Source organism: Undibacterium sp. 14-3-2, from assembly GCF_016595265.1.
In the GTDB taxonomy this organism is placed as follows: domain Bacteria; phylum Pseudomonadota; class Gammaproteobacteria; order Burkholderiales; family Burkholderiaceae_D; genus Undibacterium; species Undibacterium aquatile.
In genome coordinates, this window is the sequence record NZ_JAENGS010000004.1 from 287,709 (window position 1) to 302,322 (window position 14,614).

Sequence of the window (14,614 nt, forward strand, 5' to 3'; positions counted from 1 at the left end):
CTTCCGGAGCCTATTTTGCCAACCGTTTTTAGCATGCCAGATGCTGTATTTTCGCGTCGCGTATCAAGCCGCAAATACAGACGTTTATTTGCAGTATTGCTATTTGCTCCTTACCTGAACGCGCAAGCCGGATTTGTAGAAGAATCGGCTGAAAGAGGCGAATCTCTTTTTCTGGATGATATTCCCGTCGTTTTGTCCGCATCGCGCTTATCTCAGCCCATTAACGAAGCACCTGCGGCGGTCACCGTCATTGATAAGCAAATGATCAAAGATTCCGGTGCCTGGGATCTGTCCGAAATCTTCCGGCTGGTTCCCGGCATGTACGTGGCATATCATGCTGATCCATATTTCTCCGCAGACAGTACCGTTGCCTATCACGGCATGGTGACAACGACGACATCTGATCGCATGCAAGTATTGATTGATGGCCGCTCGGTCTACTCAGGCTTGTTTGGTGGCGTTAACTGGAGCGATTTGCCAATAGTACTGGCAGATATTGAACGCATAGAAGTGATACGCGGCCCGGATTCAGCCAGCTATGGCGCTAACTCTTATCTTGGGGTCATCAATATCATCTCCACTCATGCGGCGGAATCCCAGGGTGCCTCAGCCTCCTTTTCATACGGCAACAGCCGCTCAGAAGGTGTGTTTCGTTATGGCGCAAAAAGTGGCGATCTCAGCTACCGGCTGACTGCGAGCATACGCAAGGATGAAGGGGAAAACGCATTGATCCAGCATCCGACCTCACAGGATAAATTCTGGACACTGAATAAATACGATAACAAGACGATGCAGATTTTCAATCTGCGTACTGATTACCAGATCAACGCCAGCGACACGCTGGAATTTCAGTTTGGCTACAATGGCGGCCCGCGCGAAGTCGGCGAATATGACAACGTCGCCGCAGTCACGCGCAGGGCTGAAAATCATTTTGAAATGCTCTACTGGCGCCGTGCGCTGGAATCAGGCGGCGAGTTATCGGTGAAAGCGTTTCATACGCAGGAAAGAGTCAATGCCAGGTTGATCGATTCCGATGGCATCAGTGATGGCGACGCGAGATTCAGCCGGTTTGATCTGGAAGCGCAACACACCTTTTCACCGTTTAAAAATACCCGTCTGGTGTGGGGCGGTAGCGTACGCTACGACAGTACCTATGCACCGTATTATCTGGGGGTCGGTGATAACCATTACCTTTACGGTGATTTTCCTTACCATCTGCAAAGATTATTCGGTAATCTGGAGTGGCGAGTCCGTCCTGATCTGGTGCTGAATGCCGGGGCGATGGCAGAACACAATACCTACACCGGCAGCGACGTTACACCAAGGATTGCACTCAACTGGCATGTCTCTCCTGATCACACATTCAGAATCAGTCATTCACGTGCCACCCGCTCTCCTTCCGTATATGAAAAGATCTATGAGGGCTACTGGCGCGGTGCCGATATGTACCCCAACTTGCCACCACTGCAAACGGAACGCGTCAAATCAACCGAAATTGGCTACATGGGTAAAATCGCCAAAGCCGATGTCGATTTCCGCATTTTTTATGACGATTACAATGAGCTGATCGATGTCCGCAAAGAAAAATCTGCGATAAGCGGCGACCTGAATGCCGGTCGCGCATTAATGCGTGGTTATGAATTGCAAGTCAAAGCGCCGCTGGGTGATGCGACCCGTATTATTTATGGATTATCAGGAGGCACCGTCAAAAGTGACAACATCAACGGCGTTATTTATAGCGACTCATTGCCTAAATACAGCCACAGCCTGTTAATCAGCCATAAATTTAATGAGCAATGGCAAGGCAGCCTGGTCGCCTATCAGGTAGCGAAAACGAAATTCAATGCGACCGATTTCAATCCCGTCATGAATCGTGGTTATTACGTCGATGGCAATCGCCGTTTTGATGGCCGCCTTGCCTACCAATTCAAAATGGCAGGGAATCAGGCCGAGCTCGCGTTGATCTTGCAGAACATTGCGAACGCACATTACTTTGAATATCGCCACGACAACGAATTTCCTGGCCGCTTAACCAGACTAAAACTAAAGATCGACTTTTAAATCATGGGACGCTTACGCCGACTGATCAGCAGGGATTTGCGCCGCAAGTGCTACGCCTGCTTGCTCGCGTGGGCACTCATGCTGTTCTCAGGCGTCACTGCGTCGGCGTACACGCTGGATAACATCACTATTGTCCTGAGTGACGAAGGTGCCGCATACGAAGAATTTGCGAATCACCTCAACAGTCTTTTGCAGCCATCAAATAAAACCTCGGTCAGGCTGCTCTCGCTGAAAAATATGGCAAATGATGAATTCAGCCGTGCTACCGCTAACCAGTTGGTGATCGCCGTTGGCACGCCAGCCATGGTGGCGATGGCGCAAAAGCCTGCTACCAATCTTGTACTGAACGTACTGGTCCCACGGGCAACCTTCATCAAAACAGCGAAGCAATATAACCGCAGCCAGGACCAGCGGCGGTTTTCAGCGGTGTATATGGATCAGTCGTGGACAAGACAGTTGCGCTTGATACGCGCCACCATGCCAACGCGCCCCAAAGTCGGCATCTTGCTCGGCAGAGAATCGAGCGACTACATCGCCGCCCTGCAAACCGCGGCAAAAGAAGTTGATCTGAATCTGAATATCGAAACCGTTATCGATGATGCAGATTTACTGAGCGCCCTGCGCAGGCTTTTAAACAACAGCAATGTGATACTGGCCGTACCCGATGCGCAAATATATAACCGCAATAATATCCCCAGCATTTTATTAACCAGCTACCGCCAGCAAGTTCCCTTATTCGGGTTTTCAGCGTCCTACGTCAAGGCAGGTGCTCTCGCTGCGGTCTATAGCTCACCAGCCCAGATCAGCCAGCAGGTGGCAGAAATCATCGCCAATCTGGCGCCCGGCAGCGGCTTGCCTGCACCACAGTATCCACGCTATTTTTCATTAAATACGAATCAGCAGGTTGCCCGCTCACTTGGCATCAGCATCGAGTCGGACAATGAAATTCAACGCCAGCTCAAGCAACTATCGGAGCCGGTACAATGAAAAACTGGCAACTATCAAAACGCATACTGTTTATCGCCCTGGTGCCGGTATGGGCCATCATGATCTTACTGACGGTGTTGGTCGTCGTGGTCGGTATTACTGAAATTGATGGAGCGCTCAAAGCACGCGGCGCCCTGATCACACGTCATCTCGCCCCTGCTTGCGAATACGGCGTGTTCTCCGGCAATCGCGAAGTCTTGCAGTCGATGGCGCAGGCGATCATGAAAGAAGATGATTCGCAAGCGGTGATTATTACTGATACTGATAGGCATATCCTTGCCATCAGCGGCAAACCCGATGTGCTCACCGCTGACCACCAGCGTGCCGCCATGGAAGGCCGTATCTCCAAAGGAAAAGGCAGTCTGATTTTCGGTGCCCCGATTTATCAGGGCAATACCGAAGGTGATGCATTTGATTTATTCGACAGCACAACCAAAGAAAGGGCAGAAAAAGCCAAGCTGCTGGGCTACGTCTATCTGGAACTCAGTACCGCATCCAGCCAGCGCAGTAAAAACCTGTTTGCGATTGTCAGTCTGCTGATCGGCGTCATAGGCACTGCGTTTGCATCCGTACTGGCGCTGCGCATGAGTAATGATCTGACACGCCCGCTCTCGCGCCTGATCGACGGCGTGCACGGCATGGCACAAGGCGATTTCAGCACCCGCATCCTCGCCAATTCCGGTGGGGAGATTCAGGAACTCGAAGATGGTTTTAATAAAATGGCGTCTGAAATTCAGCGCAGCCACGATGAAATGCTCGAGGTCAATACCAATCTGGAAAAACTGGTCGGCGAACGTACCCGCCAGCTTGAACTGAAAAATCAGGATCTCGAATATCTGTCCAATACCGACCGCCTGACGGGTTTATACAACCGCTTCAAGCTCGAAACCATCCTTGATGAAGAACATCTGCGCAGTCAGCGTTATGGCAGCGCTTTTGCTCTGACCATTATTGATGTCGATAAGTTTAAATCCGTCAACGATACCTACGGCCATCAGGTCGGTGATCAGGTGCTGATCAGCATCGGTAAAATTCTGCAAAAAAACGTGCGCAGCAGTGATGCCGTTGGGCGCTGGGGCGGCGAAGAATTCATCGTCATCTTCCGTGAAACTACCGCAGAAGACGCAATTGCTGTTGCGGAAGAACTGCGTGCTGCGATCGAAGCCTACGAATTCGACACCATAGGCAAACGCACCGCCAGTTTTGGCGTTGCCGCTTACCGCCATCCCGACAATATCTCAGAAATGATACGGCGCGCTGATAATGCCCTGTATATGGCCAAACACAATGGCAGAAACCGCGTCGAATACAAAAAAGACTGATAAGACTGATGCATCGGTGTTGCCGCTGGGCGAGTACAACACCACCCGGCTATGCTCAGTTTCAGCATCCGTCCTGCATCAGTCTTTTATGCGTGGTACGCCAGACAATGACGCTCACGCCAAGCGCCAGCACCCGCACAACAAACACCCGCCAAACAAATGCGCTTTCTGTGCTGCGCTACGGTAAAATGCTTGTCATCCCATTATGGAAGCACTGAAGCGCACGTTCGCTCACGAGCACAGATCAGGTTGGGCGTCCCTTGCACACCACCTGCGCAAAGCAATTTGCCAGAGACCTGCCTGCCATCTGCCTGCCGTACAACGAACCAGCACCTCAGTCTCGTTTCAAACATCTATTTTTTATCGGTTTAATTTATGAGCAACGACAACAAAAATAAGGCAGCAGCAGAAACCGCCGCACCCGTTTCCAATTTTTTACGCGCCATTATCGATAACGACAATGCTGCTGGCACTTACAAGCGTGATGGCATGCCAACCGTCATCACCCGCTTCCCGCCAGAACCAAATGGCTACCTGCACATCGGCCACGCCAAATCGATCTGCCTCAACTTCGGCTTAGCCCGCGATTACAACGGCGTTTGCCATCTGCGCTTTGACGATACCAATCCAGAGAAAGAAGATCAGGAATACGTCGACACCATCATGGACAGCGTCAAATGGCTGGGTTTCGACTGGCAAGCCTCAGCACAAAACGGCGGTGGCAATCACCTATATTACGCCAGCAATTATTTCGACACTTTCTACGCGATTGCCGAATACCTGATCAATGCAGGTCATGCCTACGTCGATAGCCAAAGCCCTGAAGACATGGCGGCGAATCGTGGTGATTTCTCACGGCCTGGCGTGAACTCACCATTCCGCGATCGCGCAGCCAGCGAATCTTTAGATTTATTCCGCCGCATGAAAGCCGGTGAATTTGCCGATGGCGCCCACATCCTGCGCGCCAAAATCGACATGGCGTCACCGAATATGAATATGCGCGACCCGGCGATCTACCGCATCCGTCACGCGCATCATCACAATACCGGCGACAAATGGTGCATCTACCCGATGTACGACTACGCGCATCCGCTCGAAGACGCAATCGAAAACATTACGCACTCAATCTGCACTTTAGAGTTCCAGGATCACCGTCCGTTCTACGACTGGATCATCGCCCGCGCAGCCGAAGGCGGTTTCTTCAAACAACCCGTGCCACGCCAATACGAATTCGCGCGCCTGAATTTAACCTACGTCGTCACCAGCAAACGCAAACTGCGCCAACTGGTAGAGCAAAACATCGTCAGCGGTTGGGACGACCCGCGCATGCCCACCATCGTCGGCATCCGTCGCCGTGGCTACACACCAGAATCCATCCAACTTTTCTGCGAACGCATAGGCGTGACCCGCTCTGATGGCTGGATCGATTACAGCACACTCGAAGGCTGCCTGCGTGAAGACCTCGACCCGAAAGCACCACGCGCCACCGCCGTGCTACGCCCGTTGAAACTGATTATCGACAACTTCCCTGAAGGCGAAAATATTTCCTGCAGCGCCCCCGTTCACCCGCACCACCCAGAACGCGGCAACCGCGAATTCACTATCGGCAAAGAACTGTGGATAGAACAAGAAGACTTCATGGAAGAACCCATCAAAGGTTACTTCCGCCTGTTCCCCGGCAACAAAGTGCGCCTGCGTTACGGCTACGTCGTGGAATGCACCGGTTGCGATAAAGATGAAAACGGTAATGTGATTGCTGTGCATTGCAACTACTTCGCCGACAGCAAATCCGGCACTGAAGGCAGCGCGAATTACAAAGTCAAAGGCAACATCCACTGGGTCAACGCCGCCGACGCCTTAGAAGCCGAAGTCCGCCTGTACGACCGCCTGTTCACCGATGCGAATCCAGACGCAGGCGGCAAAGACTTTATGACGTTGTTGAATCCGTCTTCTTTAGAAACCATCCGCGCCTACGTTGAGCCAGGCATGGTCAACGTCGAACCAGACACACGTTTGCAATTTGAACGCCATGGATATTTTGTCGCAGATCGCGTGGATTCTGTGAAGGGGAAACCTGTGTTTAATCGGGTGACTACTTTGAAGGATAGTTGGGGAAAGTGAAATTCCTCTATACGTCATTTCTTTAGAAAAGATAGATCATCTAAGACAAATAACACTAAATTACAAACTTTCAAATTAAGAAAATATGGACTGGTGGATATTAAAACAACTTAGGGCCATGCTATTGTCTGATCTTAGAGATTTCATTCCTGAAGGGTATTTTGAAAGCAAACGAAATGAATTTGTTTTACACGATTCAATTGCCAACGCAAAACATTTCTCGAACGAGTTGAGATGGGGATATTTAGCAGGAACTTTAGGAAAAAAATTATTTTTTGAGGACTCTTCTGCACTATCTGCGAGGCAAATATCAGCTAGTGAGGTCTTAATGAATTTGGGTATGTTGACGGCGACCGAAGCGATGCATGGTTCAACAAATCAGCTTGCTATGCAAGCCCAAATGGCAGAAATTTCAGATGGGAACGCTGGCATAGTCGCGAATCAGTTAGAGAAAGAGCACATCCCAATTCTACGCGATATCGTTAAACAATCACTAAAGCAATATCTTCTATATTTGAACCAAACAGAACAATCGCCGTTTAACAGTCTACTGATAGATGATCAAGTAAAAGACTCACCTGATCATCAAAGCAATGATCGCTTATTCTCAGGAAAAAACTTGGATCAAAATGAAGGTGCTACCGACTCCTCGAACGTTATAAACATTGAGAACCATCATTTCGACGTAGCGCTTTCATTTCCTGGCGAAGATCGTGAGCTAGTCCGCAATGTGGCTAAAGCTCTTGACTCGCTAATTGGCCGACATTCCTATTTTTACGACTTTCATTATCAGTCACAACTGGCACGTCCTTCTTTAGATACGCTGTTACAAAATATTTATCGCAATCAAAGCACTCTTATTGTCGTATTTCTATCAAGTGGATATCAAGAAAAAAAATGGTGCAACATTGAATTTCGAGCCATACGAGAAATTATCCTTGATAAGGAATTCAAACAAATCATGTTCATTAGAACTGATGATGGTGCAGTAGATGGAATCTTCAAAACCGACGGTTATATCGACGCAAATAAATTTTCTTCAAAAGAAATTGCTGATTTTATTCACGAAAGAGTGTTGGTACTTTTATCCGAAAAAATCAGTATTAAGCAAATGTAACATGCGTCACCGACTCAATGTTTATGCGGCTTTTGGCAGGTTTTGGTTCCAAGAGGCTTATCTTTACTGAGAGATCGTTTTTTCTGAATATTGACGAAATCTATCTTTCGGGGCAAGCGGTGATTTTCTTTCTCGCGCCTTTCTCATGCCGAATGACCGACGTTCACATATCGCTGGCGGTACGTAGTTCTTCAGCGTGAATAGCTTTCGGCGCAGACCAATTTTGACCGCCAAATCATTGTGTGTCGCCTTATCTCACAAGATTAAGCTCGCTTCATACATTTCAACACTGCGTCGTCAATGATCAAATCTTTTCTCACACATTCCTTTAATTTTTTTGTCGGAATCGTTGTCGTTGAAGTATTTTTTTCAGAAGGAAGCCAAGTGTGATAGCGAGGTGTTATTTTGCCCTTGATTTGGTGCCAGAATTCTATTGGCAGCGAGACGATGATGCCGTTTGCGTTTTTCTGTAAGTGGAAATGCAAATGCGGCTCCGTAGAAAATCCGCTATTCCCCGATAGCCCAATGAACATGCCAGCCTCGATTCTTTGCCCCGGAAAGACGTGAGACGAATATTGTTTCAGGTGCACGTAGTCTGCCCAAGTGCCATCGTCATGAAGAATCCGCACGAGGTTTGCCTTGTCCATAAACTCAGGCTTCGCCAGTCCATTATCTGCAAATTGTTTGATGTTTTCGATGACATAACCAGATCTGGCCGCAACAATCGGCGTACCGATAGGCATGACGAGATCGATGGCATTTTTATTTGAAACTGCATTGTGAGAAAAAATCGGGCCATCTGGTGCCTGACCGACGAAGACGGGTTGCTCTGAAATAAAAGGCAATCTGTATTTCGCAGTCGGATCATGCTGTGCAACTGGCGAGCCAATCACATAATTAAATTTATAAAAAAACTCGTATCTCTGCTGCTTATTGAATGCGGAAATTTCGACTAACTCCAGCGTTTGTCCGGGTGCAATATAGCGCACTATCGGCCAGCCTGTGCCGGAGGCGATGTTACTGGAACGAACTAAATTCAAGCTTAAGGTCAGAGGAATACGACTTCGGTTATTCGCAACAACCAGTGTCGAATTCGCTTTTTTGACACTCTCTACTGACACCAGTGTCGTTTGTGAAAAGCAGCAAGAAGACCACAGCCAGGCGACCAACAGCAAGGCTGATTGAAAGTGCAAATTCCGAACTTTTTCCATTAAGGATTTCCGTTAAAAATTATCTTGCTGCACGTATTTATTCACCGTGAACAGCTTTCAGCGCAGACCAATTTTTACTGCCGAATTAACACGCGCTGTCTTACCGCAAGCGTAGCATACGCACTCCTTCCGCAACCCTTTTTGCTACTTGCCACTCTGTTTTTTAGCGCTGGTATTTCGGCAGAAAATGGCAACCAGATGCTGTTGCCAAACACTCCCACTAAGCGCAGAAATCTGCGCAGTTTGGTCTGTGTCAGGCGTATCATTGACAGTGGTTACTCCTTCAAAATACGGATCACGCAACGTCAATGCTCGCACTGAATCGTCTTTTATACGGCAATATTGATTTCCTTAAAAATGAGGAATACCGGGCGTTTCAATTCCGGTTTTTATGCATTTTATTGCTGGCAGGTGCGGGGGTGACCGCGCTGTTGCTGGCGGGCGTCGCCAGCGGGGTAAATCATATCGATGCCATCCATGTCGTTTCGATGACGTGTTTTACGCTCATCAGTCTGGTGATCTGGCTGGTCTTGCGCGGGCAACCGCAACGCTATATGGCGGTGGCCTGGATGTACGAGTGCTTATGCCTGCTGGAGTATGTTTCTGCGCTGTATTTTGTGTCGGAAGATGAGATGCGGGTGATCTGGTTTTTTACGAATATTCCGGGTGTTTATATTTTGCTCGGTCAGCGTGCGGGTATGTTGATTACCATAGGCACGCTCATTGGTCTGGCATTGGGCAATGCTTTTTTGCCGCATCCTTATTCAACAAATGCGATAGCAACCTTGCTCGCAGCGTTGATGTATCTGGGGGCTTTTTTTCATGTTTATGGTGCGCGCTCGGTGTCGTACTTCATCCGCATGCGCGAGTCTAACCGTCAGTTGCGTCATATCGCCAGCCACGACCCGCTGACCGATTTGCTGAACGCGGGCGCGTATTATGCGACGTGCGATCAATTGATCCACCTGGCAAACCGCCACCAGCAATCGTTCGCGGTGCTGTTTGTCGATCTTGATCACTTCAAAAAAATTAACGATACCTATGGCCATGAAGCCGGTGACATCGCGCTGAAAGCTGTCGCCAAACAACTGCAGAAATCAGTCAGGCAAAGTGATGCTGTTGGCCGTATCGGTGGTGAAGAGTTTTCAGTTTTTCTGCCGGAAACCGATTTAAGCGGTGCAGTGAAACTGGCTGAATATATGCGCAGCGAAATTGAAAACCTGATGCCGCAGATCGGCCATCAACGCATTAAAGTCACCGCCAGCATCGGCGTCGCCAGCGGCGAAGGCTGCGAACAAAATATCGCCGCCATTCAGCGCCGCGCCGATCAGGCGATGTACGACGCCAAACAGCAAGGCCGCAACCGGGTATCTTGTTTTACGCAAGCCGCCTGAAAGCGTGCGACTGCCCACTTCCTTTCCGCTTCCCACGCGCATCGCATCGGCAACCCAGCGTAGTACGCACCTACCGCCGCTGGCACCATTCACTACGCATCACCAGCATTTCAGAATATTAAGCTGAGCGTTTTCATTATTTGCTCATAGCATCCCTTAATATGTATGCGGCTTGTGGCGTGTTTTCATGCCACGGGGCGCATGTTTATTGGGTAGTATCTTTTGTGAGTGTTGCGACGGATAGACTCGCCTCGTCCGCCAGTTCATAGCTCAATCCGCACCTTCCCATCTGTGCCTTTATTTTTTGACATTGTTAAATTTTCACCAAAATAAGAAAAGGCCATCCGCTTTGCCGTTAGAATAGACGCTCCTTCTGATGGCATTTCCCTTACGCGAGGCGAGTCATGAGTTCTTCCGCAACGATGCAGCAAGCGAAGACCGACGCAACACAACCTGCGCAACGCAGCAGCCAATTGGCAACGCAACACCAGCAAAGAAATTCGAGTGCTGCTCAAAGCGAATTGTCTGACCTTCGCCCGCAAGCCACCGCACAGCGCCAGCTACAAGACACCGCCAACAACAGCCCGCAAAGCCATCAGCTCAACACCTTTCAACAGATGGCACAAAACAGCGCGCGCTCCACGCAGCTCAAAGCCATGAGCGCGATGATGAATGCGCCTGCTGTGCAACGGGTGGAAGAAGAGGAACCGCTCCAAGCTAAATCGGCAACCGAAACAGCCCAGCGTGACGTAGCAGATGCAGCCGAAGCGCCTAAGCCAAATAACACTGGCCTGCCCGACAATCTTAAATCCGGTGTCGAATCGCTGTCCGGCATGAGCATGGATCATGTCAAGGTGCACTACAACTCCTCACAGCCAGCACAATTGAACGCCCACGCCTATGCGCAAGGCAGTAAGATTCATGTCGCACCAGGGCAAGAGCGCCATTTGCCGCACGAGGCTTGGCATGTGGTGCAGCAGGCGCAGGGGCGCGTGCAGCCGACGATGCAGATGAAAGCCGGAGTGCCGGTGAATGATGATGCAGGGTTGGAGGCCGAGGCGGATTTGATGGGAGCGAAAGCCTTAGGGTTGGGGGCGGTACAGATGAGGAAGGAAGGGGATGTTGGAATGTTAGAACTGAACCCGTCGCCATCGCAACCCATCCAGCAAAAAGAGCCTAAAAATAGTTCTTCAATAGACGTAAATGCACAGAATAAAGCTCTTAACCTAGCGAAGGGGGAGAGCAATGTGCTAATACAAAAATATAGTTATGACCCTAATCCGGCAGAAATAACTGTAAATCTCCCAAAAAGTACTGAAAAATGGACCGAAAGCATTAGTTCTAAAGTCACTTGGAAGAAGGGTGAAATTATGGATCCAAAGTCGATAGGTTCGCATACTGTGCATAACCATGGTTGGAAGGGGCTGCTCAAAAACCAAAGTAACGGTAACAATGCAACAGGTCTACATGTGGTAAATGCAAACTGGGGTGGTTCCGCAAATGCACTGGATGGAAATTTGGTACCAGGGACACCTAGATTAAACGGCCGCCATAAAACAATTGAAAACGAGGTGCACAATCAGTTCAAGAACAACGGTGGAAAAGCGCCTGAAAACATGTCCTACGAAGCAGATGTCATAACTCCCTATGATCAAACAATAGATCTTACAAAAAATAAATCAGGAGATGAGATTTGTTATGAAGACCCATCAATTAAATGCACCGTAATAGTAGGCTCTGAAACGCTAGTGGATAATGAGCAAGTGGAGTTAGGTGGTGGCACCAAAATCGTAGTCCCTTAATTTCCCAAAAAAACACAAACAAAAGGAAAAAGGGGCAAGTCTTGACATAACACATTTCTAAACTAAACCATTCCCCAACTCCAAACCATTACGCTTAAGCTTCCCCGGAGCTATTTATCACCTCACCTTGGGCGGTAATGCGCGGGGTGCGATTTATCTTGATGATGAGGATAAGTAGTGGTTTCTTAATTTTCTGACAAGCCGCATAGAAGAATTTCTTTGGCTTTGTCATGCTTACTGCCTGATGGGCAATCATTATCACCTTCTGATTAAAACACCGGACGCGAATCTGCAGGCGGGGATGTGGCAACTCAATGGCGTATGTACCCGACAATTTAATCGCATGCACAGCAGAGTCTTACGTGTTTTTTGAGGGCGCTACAAAGCCATTTTGGTCGACAAAGAAAGTGATTTACTTCTTCCGAATTACTAAAAACTCCACTAGCATACGCAAATCAATCAGCGCTATTTGCCAGATGATTTTACGGTTTCAACGCGCAAATTCCTAACTGCTCTATGCCAATCGCATCATGCGATATTTACCCTTTTAATATTCTTTGCATTTATTTAAGTTTTATCGCTAGTATAGTTACTTCTTCTCTGATGGCATTTCCCACACGCGAGGCGAGTCATGAGTTCAGCCGCAACGATGCAGCAAGCGAAAACTGAGGTAGCACAACCTGCGCAACGCACCAGCCAATTGGCAACGCAACACCAGCAAAGAAATTCGAGTGCGGTTCAAAGCGAATTTGCCGACCTTCGCCAACAAGCCACCGCACAACGCCAGCTACAAGACGCGGCCAACAACAGCACTCAAAGCCATCAGCTCAACACCTTTCAACAGATGGCACAAAACAGCGCGCGTTCCACACAGCTCAAAGCCATGAGCGCGATGATGAATCCGCCTGCGGTGCAACGGGTGGAAGAAGACGAGCCGCTTAACAGCACTCCTGAAAAAAAAGATGACAATCTTGCCGATGGCATCGGCAAGCGACAAGAAGAGCAATTCGAAGCTCGCGGTGAGCAGCATACGTTGTGGGTGGAGTCAGTCGGCGGGATGCGTTTGATCATGATTGCAAGCAACCCGATGCCGGTCGTAACTCGTTTGCGCAAATGGCAGGCCGCCGCGAAGAAGGTGAAGGACGTGGCTTTAAAAAACGGCATGGATCGTCTGCTGGATTTAGCTTGGAAAAAATACGGTGCCTTACAAAACGCGTCCGCGATCGAGGACGGTGACGAGCGCGCACGGGCAATTCGGCTGGCACAACAACAATTAAGCTCCGATTTGGGTCAATTATTCCGCGTTTTCGGTGAATTGTTCGAAGCGCCGCCGGGTGCGGTCGCAGTGTATCGAGGACTGCATTTCACCACCGACTGGAACACCAAGCGTGGTCACACGGTGGATCAGGAAAATGCGCGCTCCTTCGAAGATGTCAAAGCCGAAGGTAGTTATTCCACCGCCTCTTGGGAACTTGCCACCACGGCAGCAAAGGGCGGCAAAATTACCCCGGAACTATTGGAAGCGGCGAACAAAATCGTAATGGAAACCATGGAAGGCTGGAAATCCAACACTGACTTCACCCGAACTGACAGCTCCGATCCGGGCAAGAAAGCCAAGCAAAGTCGCGAAGGCCTTCCGGGGCAAATCATCCATGCCAACGGCCAAGGCAATGTGCCCTTGGAAACCGCCTTGACATCTCGACTGGAGGGGTTGAAAAATACGTTCACCCAAGGTGGCCATGTCTATGGCAACCAATACAATGCGGCCTTGTCACGATATATCGACAGCCAGAAAATTTTCGAGAAAGAAATGGGGAAAGGGTCAAAAGGCGGATATCAAAATATTTCGTTTAAATCTATTCCATTTATTTCAACATCTAAAAATGCAAAAGAAGCGGTCAAATACGGTATGGGAAAATTGGCGAAGGATGACGTCAAAAATACCGCCGGGATAGTCGGACGAGTACTGGTGTATGTGGCACCGCTGACTGCCATGTTGGAGGCTGGCGGGATCGATGTGTGGGATGGTTTGCGCAACGGCACGCTTAATTTCACAAATTACCGGAAAAACGAAAACGAAATCACTTTCCCCGGCTCGATACCGGACAATTTCTTGCGTGCGATGACGCCTATCGATGCAGCCAAGAGCGAGGGCGACAACGCCCAACCTCCCGAGCAAGAAGCCGCCAAGGAAGCTGTGCCGATGGGTGGATTGAATCCGCTACCGATGAATGAAGATCTCTGATCCCTTAGAATCGTCCTACCGCCTTCGGGTGGTACAGGCGGCATTCGAAATCAGAATTGCCTCACTGCAGTGTCTTGCACCACACACAAGCTCGACGGAATCGCCAGCTCCGTACTGACGGATTTGGTGCATGCATTTTTGTTATGAGCACATTTGCGATAACAGAATGGACAATACCTATGTGGCTTGTGGCGTGTTTTCGTGCCACGAGGCTCATTTTTATTGGGGATATCTTTTCCGGATGCTGCGATTTGTGATCTCACTTGCCCTGTTCACTCATCACGTAGCCTGAACCTTTCAGTCGTCTTCTTTCTTTGCATTTTCAGACGTTATTAAATTTTCACGTCATCAAGA

General features: G+C 49.2%; 11 protein-coding genes. 9 read left to right on the forward strand and 2 right to left on the reverse strand.

Features of this window, described 5'->3' with window-relative positions:
- The first annotated feature begins 15 nt into the window (after nucleotides 1-15).
- The 5 genes from Undi14_RS11320 (at nucleotide 16) to Undi14_RS11340 (ending at nucleotide 7,608) form a co-directional block, all read left to right on the forward strand.
- Nucleotides 16-2,061, forward strand: coding sequence for a TonB-dependent siderophore receptor (locus Undi14_RS11320; protein ID WP_200180257.1), 2,046 nt, complete (start codon nucleotides 16-18; stop codon nucleotides 2,059-2,061).
- A 78-nt stretch (nucleotides 2,062-2,139) separates the two neighbouring features.
- Nucleotides 2,140-3,048, forward strand: coding sequence for an ABC transporter substrate-binding protein (locus tag Undi14_RS11325; protein WP_234030543.1), 909 nt, complete (start codon nucleotides 2,140-2,142; stop codon nucleotides 3,046-3,048).
- The gene (locus tag Undi14_RS11330; RefSeq protein WP_200180269.1) at nucleotides 3,045-4,370 is read left to right on the forward strand and encodes a GGDEF domain-containing protein; all 1,326 of its coding nucleotides are present in this window, start codon (nucleotides 3,045-3,047) and stop codon (nucleotides 4,368-4,370) included. Before Undi14_RS11325 ends, Undi14_RS11330 begins: the two co-directional genes overlap by 4 nt.
- A gap of 375 nt (nucleotides 4,371-4,745) precedes the next feature.
- The gene (locus Undi14_RS11335) at nucleotides 4,746-6,491 is read left to right on the forward strand and encodes a glutamine--tRNA ligase/YqeY domain fusion protein (RefSeq protein ID WP_200180270.1); all 1,746 of its coding nucleotides are present in this window, start codon (nucleotides 4,746-4,748) and stop codon (nucleotides 6,489-6,491) included.
- 85 nt (nucleotides 6,492-6,576) lie between these two features.
- Nucleotides 6,577-7,608 (forward strand): toll/interleukin-1 receptor domain-containing protein, encoded by a 1,032-nt coding sequence (locus Undi14_RS11340; protein WP_200180272.1) that lies wholly within the window; start codon nucleotides 6,577-6,579, stop codon nucleotides 7,606-7,608.
- 263 nt (nucleotides 7,609-7,871) lie between these two features.
- Here the strand turns inward: Undi14_RS11340 and Undi14_RS11345 are convergent, their stop codons facing one another.
- The gene (locus tag Undi14_RS11345; RefSeq protein WP_200180274.1) at nucleotides 7,872-8,819 is read right to left on the reverse strand and encodes a M23 family metallopeptidase; all 948 of its coding nucleotides are present in this window, start codon (nucleotides 8,817-8,819) and stop codon (nucleotides 7,872-7,874) included.
- Between the two features lie 308 nt (nucleotides 8,820-9,127).
- Here Undi14_RS11345 and Undi14_RS11350 point away from each other — a divergent pair, with 308 nt between their 5' ends.
- A complete protein-coding gene (locus tag Undi14_RS11350) occupies nucleotides 9,128-10,213 on the forward strand; it encodes a GGDEF domain-containing protein (RefSeq protein ID WP_200180276.1) in 1,086 nt (361 codons plus the stop codon).
- 404 nt (nucleotides 10,214-10,617) lie between these two features.
- Nucleotides 10,618-12,015 (forward strand): DUF4157 domain-containing protein, encoded by a 1,398-nt coding sequence (locus tag Undi14_RS18245; protein ID WP_234030544.1) that lies wholly within the window; start codon nucleotides 10,618-10,620, stop codon nucleotides 12,013-12,015.
- Between the two features lie 94 nt (nucleotides 12,016-12,109).
- On the opposite strand, the gene Undi14_RS11360 is transcribed toward Undi14_RS18245, so the two are convergent.
- Entirely contained in the window at nucleotides 12,110-12,271 is a 162-nt protein-coding gene (locus tag Undi14_RS11360) for a hypothetical protein (RefSeq protein ID WP_200180277.1), read from the reverse strand.
- On the opposite strand from Undi14_RS11360, the gene Undi14_RS18525 reads away from it, so the two are divergent.
- Together Undi14_RS18525 and Undi14_RS11370 are read left to right on the forward strand one after the other, a co-directional pair.
- On the forward strand, nucleotides 12,260-12,388 hold the full coding sequence (locus Undi14_RS18525; RefSeq protein ID WP_370589942.1) for a hypothetical protein: 129 nt from the start codon (nucleotides 12,260-12,262) through the stop codon (nucleotides 12,386-12,388). The genes Undi14_RS11360 and Undi14_RS18525 overlap by 12 nt on opposite strands.
- Nucleotides 12,389-12,646: 258 nt before the next feature.
- Complete coding sequence (locus tag Undi14_RS11370) at nucleotides 12,647-14,260, forward strand: hypothetical protein (RefSeq protein WP_200180278.1); 1,614 nt, start codon at nucleotides 12,647-12,649, stop codon at nucleotides 14,258-14,260.
- Nucleotides 14,261-14,614 lie beyond the last annotated feature (354 nt).

What these genes read in the sequence shown, in the direction of transcription:
- Undi14_RS11325 (WP_234030543.1), top strand. Translation starts at nt 2,140, where the DNA reads ATGCTGTTCTCAGGCGTCACTGCGTCGGCGTACACGCTGGATAACATC.
- Undi14_RS11330 (WP_200180269.1), top strand. Translation starts at nt 3,045, where the DNA reads ATGAAAAACTGGCAACTATCAAAACGCATACTGTTTATCGCCCTGGTG.
- Undi14_RS11335 (WP_200180270.1), top strand. Translation starts at nt 4,746, where the DNA reads ATGAGCAACGACAACAAAAATAAGGCAGCAGCAGAAACCGCCGCACCC.
- Undi14_RS11340 (WP_200180272.1), top strand. Translation starts at nt 6,577, where the DNA reads ATGGACTGGTGGATATTAAAACAACTTAGGGCCATGCTATTGTCTGAT.
- Undi14_RS11345 (WP_200180274.1), bottom strand. Translation starts at nt 8,819, where the DNA reads ATGGAAAAAGTTCGGAATTTGCACTTTCAATCAGCCTTGCTGTTGGTC.
- Undi14_RS11350 (WP_200180276.1), top strand. Translation starts at nt 9,128, where the DNA reads ATGCTCGCACTGAATCGTCTTTTATACGGCAATATTGATTTCCTTAAA.
- Undi14_RS18245 (WP_234030544.1), top strand. Translation starts at nt 10,618, where the DNA reads ATGAGTTCTTCCGCAACGATGCAGCAAGCGAAGACCGACGCAACACAA.
- Undi14_RS18525 (WP_370589942.1), top strand. Translation starts at nt 12,260, where the DNA reads ATGGGCAATCATTATCACCTTCTGATTAAAACACCGGACGCGAATCTG.
- Undi14_RS11360 (WP_200180277.1), bottom strand. Translation starts at nt 12,271, where the DNA reads ATGATTGCCCATCAGGCAGTAAGCATGACAAAGCCAAAGAAATTCTTC.
- Undi14_RS11370 (WP_200180278.1), top strand. Translation starts at nt 12,647, where the DNA reads ATGAGTTCAGCCGCAACGATGCAGCAAGCGAAAACTGAGGTAGCACAA.